At 68.2% G+C, this 8376-nt stretch carries 8 protein-coding genes and 1 pseudogene; 8 read left to right on the top strand and 1 reads right to left on the bottom strand.

Annotation, left to right across the window (positions count from 1 at the left end):
* Position 1: 1 nt before the first annotated feature.
* Genes nuoI through nuoN form a run of 6 tightly spaced genes read left to right on the top strand, consistent with a single transcriptional unit; the run spans position 2 to position 6890 of the window.
* Positions 2–610, top strand: a complete 609-nt coding sequence (gene nuoI / locus OG207_RS18905; RefSeq protein ID WP_329099660.1) for an NADH-quinone oxidoreductase subunit NuoI — start codon at positions 2–4, stop codon at positions 608–610.
* Complete coding sequence (locus tag OG207_RS18900; RefSeq protein ID WP_327383816.1) at positions 607–1419, top strand: NADH-quinone oxidoreductase subunit J; 813 nt, start codon at positions 607–609, stop codon at positions 1417–1419. The genes nuoI and OG207_RS18900 overlap by 4 nt, the downstream gene beginning before the upstream one ends.
* The gene (gene nuoK, locus OG207_RS18895) at positions 1416–1715 is read left to right on the top strand and encodes an NADH-quinone oxidoreductase subunit NuoK (protein ID WP_030016652.1); all 300 of its coding nucleotides are present in this window, start codon (positions 1416–1418) and stop codon (positions 1713–1715) included. Before OG207_RS18900 ends, nuoK begins: the two co-directional genes overlap by 4 nt.
* Positions 1716–1724: 9 nt before the next feature.
* Positions 1725–3620 (top strand): NADH-quinone oxidoreductase subunit L, encoded by a 1896-nt coding sequence (gene nuoL / locus OG207_RS18890; RefSeq protein WP_329099659.1) that lies wholly within the window; start codon positions 1725–1727, stop codon positions 3618–3620.
* Between the two features lies 1 nt (position 3621).
* On the top strand, positions 3622–5238 hold the full coding sequence (locus tag OG207_RS18885; protein ID WP_329099658.1) for an NADH-quinone oxidoreductase subunit M: 1617 nt from the start codon (positions 3622–3624) through the stop codon (positions 5236–5238).
* Positions 5235–6890 carry an NADH-quinone oxidoreductase subunit NuoN gene (nuoN, locus tag OG207_RS18880; protein ID WP_329099657.1) on the top strand — a complete coding sequence of 552 codons (1656 nt, stop codon included), beginning with the start codon at positions 5235–5237 and terminating at the stop codon, positions 6888–6890. Before OG207_RS18885 ends, nuoN begins: the two co-directional genes overlap by 4 nt.
* 68 nt (positions 6891–6958) lie before the next feature.
* On the opposite strand, the pseudogene OG207_RS18875 reads toward nuoN, so the two are convergent.
* A pseudogene (locus OG207_RS18875) lies at positions 6959–7114 on the bottom strand (Uma2 family endonuclease); the annotation flags it as partial.
* A 173-nt stretch (positions 7115–7287) separates the two neighbouring features.
* On the opposite strand from OG207_RS18875, the gene OG207_RS18870 reads away from it, so the two are divergent.
* Both OG207_RS18870 and OG207_RS18865 read left to right on the top strand, forming a co-directional pair.
* A complete protein-coding gene (locus OG207_RS18870; RefSeq protein WP_329099656.1) occupies positions 7288–7785 on the top strand; it encodes a hypothetical protein in 498 nt (165 codons plus the stop codon).
* A gap of 98 nt (positions 7786–7883) precedes the next feature.
* A complete protein-coding gene (locus tag OG207_RS18865) occupies positions 7884–8339 on the top strand; it encodes a hypothetical protein (RefSeq protein ID WP_329099655.1) in 456 nt (151 codons plus the stop codon).
* Positions 8340–8376: the final 37 nt, after the last annotated feature.

The raw sequence follows: 8376 nt of genomic DNA, 5'->3' as shown, positions 1-8376 counted from the left end.
GATGTCCGACGAGAAGTGGCAGAACCCGGTGGCGGGCTTCGGCGTGACCTTCAAGGCCATGTTCAAGAAGCGCCTCACCGAGCAGTACCCGGAGCAGGAGAAGACGACCGCACCGCGCTTCCACGGACGGCATCAGCTCAACCGGCACCCCGACGGTCTGGAGAAGTGCATCGGGTGCGAGCTGTGTGCCTGGGCCTGTCCCGCCGACGCGATCTACGTGGAGGGCGCGGACAACACCGAGGAGGAGCGCTACTCCCCGGGCGAGCGGTACGGCCGGGTCTACCAGATCAACTACGCCCGCTGCATCCTGTGCGGGCTGTGCGTGGAGGCGTGCCCGACGAGGGCGCTGACCATGACGAACGAGTTCGAACTGGCCGACTCCAGCCGCGAATCGCTCATCTACACCAAGGAGCAGCTGCTGGCCGGCCTGACCGAGGGCATGGTCGAGGCACCGCACTCGATCTTCCCCGGCACGGACGACACGGACTACTACCGGGGGCTGGTGACCGGGGCCGCCCCGGGCACCGTCCGGCAGGTCGCGGTCTCCAGGGGCGAAGTCGCCGGCGAAGTCGTTCCGGAGAACGGCCAGTCCACGGAGGTGGACGCATGAGCGCCATCGCCGCCGCCACCTCCATGACCTCCACGGGCGAGGCGATCCAGTTCTGGATCCTCGGCACGGTCGCCGTCATCGGCGCACTGGCCACGATCCTGATGAAGAAGGCCGTGCACAGCGCCCTCAGCCTGGCCGGGACGATGATCATCCTGGCCGTCTTCTACCTCGCCAACGGGGCGTACTTCCTGGGCGTCGTCCAGGTCATCGTCTACACCGGCGCGATCATGATGCTCTTCCTCTTCGTGGTCATGCTCGTCGGCGTCACCGCCGCCGACTCCCTGAAGGAGACCATCAAGGGGCAGCGCTGGCTGGCCGCCCTGTGCGGACTCGGCTTCGGCATCCTGCTGATCGCCGGCATCGCCAACGCCGGGCTCACCCACTTCAACGGCCTCGGTCGGGTGAACTCGGGCGGGCACATCGAGGGCCTGGCACAGCTGATCTTCACCAAGTACGTCTTCGCCTTCGAGATCACCGGCGCGCTGCTGATCACCGCGGCCGTCGGCGCGATGGTGCTCACCCACCGCGAGCGCACCGAACGGGCCGCCACCCAGCGCGAACTCGCCGAGAAGCGGGTCCGCGAGGGCGTCCAGCTCCCGCCGCTGCCCGCGCCCGGCGTCTACGCCCGGCACAACGCGGTGGACGTCGCCGGCCTGCTGCCGGACGGCACCCCGTCCGAGCTGACCGTCAACCGGACGTTGCGCGCCCGCGGTCAGATCCGGGACGTCTCCAGCCAGGCGATCGACGACCTCAAGGCACTGGAGCAGGCCTCCTCGGAGCGCCTCGGCCGTGAGGAGGCCTCGAAGTGAATCCCGTCAACTACCTGTACCTGGCGGCCCTGCTGTTCACGATCGGTGCCGTCGGGGTCCTGATCCGCAAGAACGCGATCGTGCTGTTCATGTGCGTCGAGCTGATGCTCAATGCCTGCAACCTCGCTTTCGTCGCGTTCTCCCGGATGCACGGCAACCTCGACGGCCAGATCATCGCGTTCTTCACGATGGTCGTCGCCGCCGCGGAGGTCGTGGTCGGCCTGGCGATCATCGTGTCGCTGTTCCGTACCCGCCACTCGGCCTCGGTCGACGACGCCAGCCTGATGAAGCTGTAAGGGGTCGCTGTGGAGAACCTGATTGCGCTGCTGATCGCGGCGCCCCTGCTCGGAGCGGTGGTGCTGCTCTGCGGCGGCCGACGCCTCGACAAGGTCGGTCACTGGATCGGCACCCTGCTCGCGGCCGTCTCCTTCGGGATCGGCGTCGTACTGTTCGCCGACATGCTGGGGCGCACGGCCGAGGACCGGACGCTGACCCAGAACCTGTACACCTGGATCCCCGTCGAGGGCTTCCAGGCGGACATGGCCTTCCAGCTGGACCAGTTGTCGATGACCTTCGTCCTGCTGATCTCCGGGGTGGGCACGCTCATCCACGTGTACTCGATCGGGTACATGGAGCACGACGAGCGCCGCCGCCGCTTCTTCGGCTACCTCAACCTGTTCGTCGCGGCGATGCTGCTGCTGGTCCTCGCCGACAACTACCTGCTGCTGTACTTCGGCTGGGAGGGCGTGGGCCTCGCCTCGTACCTCCTGATCGGCTTCTGGCAGCACAAGCCCAGTGCGGCCACCGCCGCGAAGAAGGCCTTCCTGGTCAACCGCGTCGGTGACATCGGCCTGTCGATCGCGATCATGCTGATGTTCACCACCTTCGGGACCTTCGCCTTCGGGCCGGTGTTCGCCTCGGCGGACAAGGCCTCCGAGGGCACGTTGACGGCGATCGGCCTGATGCTGCTGCTGGCCGCCTGCGGCAAGTCGGCCCAGGTCCCGCTGCAGTCCTGGCTCGGGGACGCGATGGAGGGCCCGACCCCGGTCTCGGCCCTGATCCACGCGGCCACCATGGTGACCGCGGGCGTGTACCTGATCGTCCGCTCGGCCGCGATCTTCAACGGGGCGCCGGACGCCCAGCTGGTGGTCACCGTCGTGGGCGCGGTCACGCTCCTCTTCGGTGCGATCGTCGGTTGCGCGAAGGACGACATCAAGAAGGCCCTGGCGGGCTCGACGATGTCGCAGATCGGCTACATGATCCTCGCCGCGGGCCTCGGCCCGATCGGCTACGTCTTCGCGATCATGCACCTGGTGACGCACGGCTTCTTCAAGGCGGGCCTCTTCCTCGGCGCGGGTTCCGTGATGCACGGGATGAACGACGAGGTCGACATGCGCAAGTACGGGGCCTTGAGGAAGTACATGCCGGTCACCTTCGTCACCTTCGGCCTCGGGTACCTGGCGATCATCGGCTTCCCGGGCCTGTCCGGCTTCTTCTCCAAGGACATGATCATCGAGGCGGCCTTCGCGAAGGGCGGCACCGAGGGCTGGATCCTCGGCGGCGTGACCCTGCTGGGCGCCGGCATCACCGCGTTCTACATGACCCGCGTCATGCTCCTCACCTTCTTCGGCGAGAAGCGCTGGCAGCCCGATGCGGACGGCAACCCGCCGCACCCGCACGAGTCACCGAAGTCCATGACCATCCCCATGGTCATCCTGGCCTTCGGTTCGGTCTTCGCAGGAGCCTTCTTCGAGATCGGCGAGCGCTTCCTGAAGTGGCTGGAGCCCGTCACGGGTTACTCGCACGGCAACCCACCGGTCAGCGCCATGACGGTCACCGCGGCCACCATGGTGATGCTCCTCGTCGGAGTCGGCATCGCCTGGGCGATGTACGGCAAGCGGCCCGTCCCGGTCGTCGCCCCGCGCGGCTCGTTCCTCACCCGGGCGGCCCGCAAGGACCTCTACCAGGACGACTTCAACCACGTCGTGCTGGTGCGCGGCGGGGAGCACCTGACCCGCTCGCTCGTCTACCTCGACCACAGCGTGGTCGACGGGGTGGTCAACGGGACGGCCGCCTCGGTCGGCGGGCTCTCGGGCCGCCTGCGCAAGCTGCAGAACGGCTACGCCCGCAGCTACGCGGTCTCGATGTTCGGGGGCACGGTGGTTCTGATCGCCGCGACCCTGCTGATGAGGGCGGTGTGAAATGAGTTTCCCGCTTCTGACGGTGACGGCCGCGGTCCCCGCGGTCGGCGCGATCCTGACGGCGGCCGTACCTGCCGCCCGAAGGACCGCCGCCAAGTGGCTCGCGCTGCTCTTCTCGCTGGCGACACTGGCCCTGGCCGTGCTCGTCGCGGTCCGCTTCGACCCGAGCGGTGACCGCTACCAACTCACCGAATCCCGGCCCTGGATCGCCGACTTCGGCGTCCGCTACGAGCTGGGCGTGGACGGGATCGGGGTGGTGCTCATCGGGCTCACCGCGCTCCTGATCCCCTTCGTGATCGCGGCCGGCTGGCACGACGCCGACCCCCTGGCTGCGTCCGACAGCGGCTCCGCCGCGGGCAAGTCCTCGCGCTGGCGGCCGACCCAGGGCTTCTTCGCCCTGATCCTGCTGGTCGAGGCGATGGTGATCATCTCCTTCGAGGCCACCGACGTCTTCCTCTTCTACATCTTCTTCGAAGCCATGCTCATCCCGATGTACTTCCTCATCGGCGGCTTCGGGGACCGGGCACACGGCGGCTCCGAGGAGAACGCCGCCGCGCAGCGCTCGTACGCGGCGGTCAAGTTCCTCCTCTACAACCTGGTCGGCGGCCTGATCATGCTGGCGGCAGTCATCGGCCTCTACGTGGTCGCCGGGAACTTCTCCCTCCAGGAGATCACCGCCGCCCGCGCCGCGGGCACGCTCGACATGTCGACCAACACCGAGCGGCTGCTGTTCCTCGGCTTCTTCTTCGCCTTCGCGATCAAGGCCCCGCTGTGGCCGCTGCACACCTGGCTGCCGAACGCGATGGGCGAGTCCACCGCCCCGGTCGCCGTACTGATCACCGCGGTCGTCGACAAGGTCGGCACCTTCGCGATGCTCCGCTTCTGCCTCGGGCTCTTCCCCGACGCCAGCAAGTGGGCCACGCCGGTGATTCTCGTCCTGGCCCTGATCAGCATCGTCTACGGCGCGCTGGTCGCGGTCGGCCAGCGGGACATCAAGCGGCTGGTCGCCTACGCCTCGATCTCACACTTCGGCTTCATCATCCTGGGCATCTTCGCGATGACCTCCCAGGGCCAGTCCGGCGCCACCCTCTACATGGTCAACCACGGCCTGTCGACGGCGGCGCTGATGCTGGTGGCCGGCTTCCTGATCTCGCGGCGCGGCTCGCGGCTCATCGCCGACTACGGCGGCGTCCAGAAGGTGGCGCCGGTCCTCGCCGGCACCTTCCTGATCGGCGGCCTCGCCACCCTCTCGCTGCCGGGCCTCGCGCCCTTCGTCAGTGAGTTCCTGGTCCTGGTCGGCACGTTCGCCCGGTACCCGGTCGTCGGCATCATCGCCACCACCGGCATCGTGCTCGCCGCGCTCTACACCCTGGTGCTCTACCAGCGCACGATGACCGGCCCCGTGAAGGAGGAGGTCCGCACCATGCCGGACCTGCACCTGCGGGAGGTCCTGGTGGTCGCCCCGCTGATCGCCCTGCTGATCGGGCTGGGCGTCTACCCGAAGGTGCTCACCGACATCGTCAACCCGGCGGTGGAGCACACCATGTCGGACGTGAAGCAGACGGACCCGCAGCCCGCGGTCGACGTCGAAGCGAAGAACGGGGAGGTGGCGAAGTGAGCGCGCTGACTTCCGCCCACAGCCTGTGGACACTGGCGGCCGAGGTACCGGCCGAGCGGATCCCGGCACCGACCATCGAGTACGCACAGCTCGCGCCCACGCTGATCGTGGTGGGCGCGGCGGTCCTCGGGATCCTCGTCGAGGCCTTCGTGCCCCGCAAGTCCCGCTACTACGTCCAGGTGTTCCTCGCCGTCGCGGCGCTGGCTTCGGCCTTCGCCGCGGTCGTCGGCCTCGCGGCCGGCGGGTACGCGTCGGGCAAGGCCCACATCGCCGCGATGGGTGCCATCGCCGTGGACGGCCCGGCGCTCTTCCTTCAGGGCACCATCCTGCTGGCCTCGGTCGTGGCGGTCTTCACCTTCGCCGAGCGGCGCCTGGACCCCGCGGCGCACGGCAACCGGGTGGATTCCTTCGCCGCCCAGGCGGCGTCCGTACCGGGCAGCGACAGCGAGAAGGCCGCCGTCAAGGCGGGCTTCACCACCACCGAGGTCTTCCCGCTGGCCCTGTTCGCGATCGCCGGCATGCTGATCTTCCCGGCGGCCAACGACCTGCTGACGCTGTTCATCGCCCTCGAGGTGTTCTCCCTCCCGCTGTACCTGCTCTGCGCCGTCGCCCGCCGCCAGCGGCTGATGTCGCAGGAGGCCGCGGTGAAGTACTTCCTCCTGGGTGCCTTCTCCTCCGCCTTCCTCCTCTTCGGCATCGCGCTGCTATACGGGTACGCGGGCTCGGTCTCGTACGCGGTGATCGCCGACGTGGTCGACGGCACGGTCGCGAAGATCGACCCGGCGCTGGCCTCCACCATGGGCAATGACGCACTGCTGCTGATCGGCGGCGCGCTGATCCTGATGGGCCTGCTCTTCAAGGTCGGCGCGGTCCCCTTCCACATGTGGACCCCGGACGTCTACCAGGGCGCCCCGACCCCGGTCACCGGTTTCATGGCGGCGGCGACCAAGGTGGCCGCCTTCGGCGCCCTCCTGCGCCTCCTCTACGTGGTCCTGCCGGGGCTGCGCTGGGACTGGCGTCCGGTGATGTGGGCGGTGGCCATCGTCACCATGCTCGCGGGCGCGGTGATCGCCGTGACCCAGACGGACGTCAAGCGGCTGCTCGCCTACTCCTCGATCGCGCACGCGGGCTTCATCCTGGCCGGTGTGATCGCCACCTCGGCGCAGGGCGTCCAGTCCGTCCTCTTCTACCTGGGTGCCTACTCCTTCGTGACGATCGGCGCCTTCGCGGTGGTCACGCTGGTGCGCGACGCGGGCGGCGAGGCCACGCACCTGTCCAAGTGGGCGGGGCTGGGACGGCGTTCGCCGCTGACGGCGGCCGTCTTCGCGGTGTTCCTGCTCGCCTTCGCGGGCATCCCGCTCACCTCCGGCTTCACGGGCAAGTTCGCCGTGTTCAGTGCGGCGGCGGAGAGCGGCGCCGGGGTGCTGGTCGTGATCGGTGTGATCTCGTCCGCGATCGCCGCGTTCTTCTACATCCGGGTGATCGTCCTGATGTTCTTCAGCGAGCCGAAGGCCGACGGTCCCACGGTGGCGGTCCCCTCGCCGCTGACGATGACCACCATCGCGGTGGGCGTCGCGGTCACCCTGGTCCTGGGCCTCGCCCCGCAGTACTTCCTGGACCTGGCGGGGCAGGCGAGCACCTTCGTCCGCTGACCGGTGCGGCCCGGACGGAGGGCCCGGCTCCCCTTGGGGGAGCCGGGCCCTTCGCCCGTTGTGCGGGGCTACTTCTTCGGACGGTGACGGGGCGTGATCGCGGTGAGGTCGACATCGATGGTGAACGGCACGGAGACCTTTAGACGGTCGTGGAAGATCCCCGTCGCGACGTAGGCGCCCGTGGCGGGATCCAACTCGTAGACATAGACCACGGCGCGTCCGTCCTTGAGCCTTCGCCAACTTGAACTCGCAGGTCAAAGGGCTGGTGTGATCGACTGTCGGGGTACTCGCGCTGGTCACGGGCGACTGTCTGAGCAGTAGATCGTCCGTCAGCGCGGTCGGCGCCTGAGCCGAAAGGCGGTCGACGGGATCATCTCGAACAGGAGATCATGTGTGGGTGTCGCCGATCGAAGCCGCAACCGATGACCTGCAGGACCTCGCTGTTCTCTGGAGTATTGGCGAGGCCCATGCTCACGATGTCGTCGAGGCTGCCTGCGCGGCACTCGTTGCCGGACTAGACAGCCCGGCACTGCGCATTCTGGCCGGATATACGCGTGCCGAGGCGGAGTACGACGTTCCCGACCTGCTTCCCGTCGTACTCGATGAGCTGAACCTTGTGTTCTACCCGCGCGGCAGCGAGGCCGGGCAGGAGGCTGCTGTGTGGGCGCTCGCGCACCAAATGCTGGCGGGCCGGCTGACGCCGCGAGAGCTTGCTTTGCGTATCCACCAGCGGTTCGGTCACCAGCTACCCCTGGCCGAGCGCCTTGCTGAGCTCGATGACGAGTACGACATCGTCGAGTACGGGGACAGGACGTTGGCCCAGCTCGATGCCGAGGTCACGGCCGAAGCTCACCGTCTGGCGCATGGTCGGGCTGGCCAGAACCGACTCTCGTAGCAATCGAGCCCCTGCGCAAGCGGTCGTCAGCAGAAGCAGGTAGCTGAATTATCCGGTTCTTGCTCGCCGTGGTTCGGCAGCCTTCTACGATCCGTTGCATGCTGGATCCCGAGCTGCTGGAACGGATCACCGCGCGGCGCGCGGAACTGGACGAACTCGAAGAACAGCTGGCCAAACAGCTTGCGGAAGTGCGGGCCGAGCGGGACGAACTCGCCGTCGCCGAACGCGTTCTTGAACGGATGACCGGGCAGCTCGCTGAGGAACGCGCCCCGGCCGCGCCCATGCCCGGGCAGGTGGCCGGACGAGCAGTGATGCTGATCCCGCACCGCGAGCCGGGCGTGGAGGAGGGCTCGCTTCCGTGGGACTACCAGCGCATCATCACCGCCGTGCGGCAGGCCGCCGGACCGGTCATGGCCCGCGAGGTCGGCGAGGTAGTGGGGGTGGACGTCAGCGTGAAGGCCAAGCTGGAACCGCTACGCAGCAGGCTGGTCAGACTCGTCGATCGCGGCTGGCTCCGCAAACTGCCCGACGGCCGGTTCACCACCCGCCTGTGACCAGCAATACCGCCTGTCTAGGACGGCCTCTTTGGGC

The sequence above is a fragment of the Streptomyces sp. NBC_01439 genome (genome assembly GCF_036227605.1).
Lineage (GTDB): Bacteria > Actinomycetota > Actinomycetes > Streptomycetales > Streptomycetaceae > Streptomyces.
The sequence above is the reverse complement of the archived record's forward strand: the minus strand, read 5'-3'. Positions and strand labels throughout refer to the sequence as shown.

Coding starts and splice junctions, on each gene's coding strand:
- OG207_RS18885 (WP_329099658.1), top strand. CDS start 3,622: ATGAGTTTCCCGCTTCTGACGGTGACGGCCGCGGTCCCCGCGGTCGGC.
- OG207_RS18865 (WP_329099655.1), top strand. CDS start 7,884: ATGCTGGATCCCGAGCTGCTGGAACGGATCACCGCGCGGCGCGCGGAA.
- OG207_RS18900 (WP_327383816.1), top strand. CDS start 607: ATGAGCGCCATCGCCGCCGCCACCTCCATGACCTCCACGGGCGAGGCG.
- nuoI (WP_329099660.1), top strand. CDS start 2: ATGTCCGACGAGAAGTGGCAGAACCCGGTGGCGGGCTTCGGCGTGACC.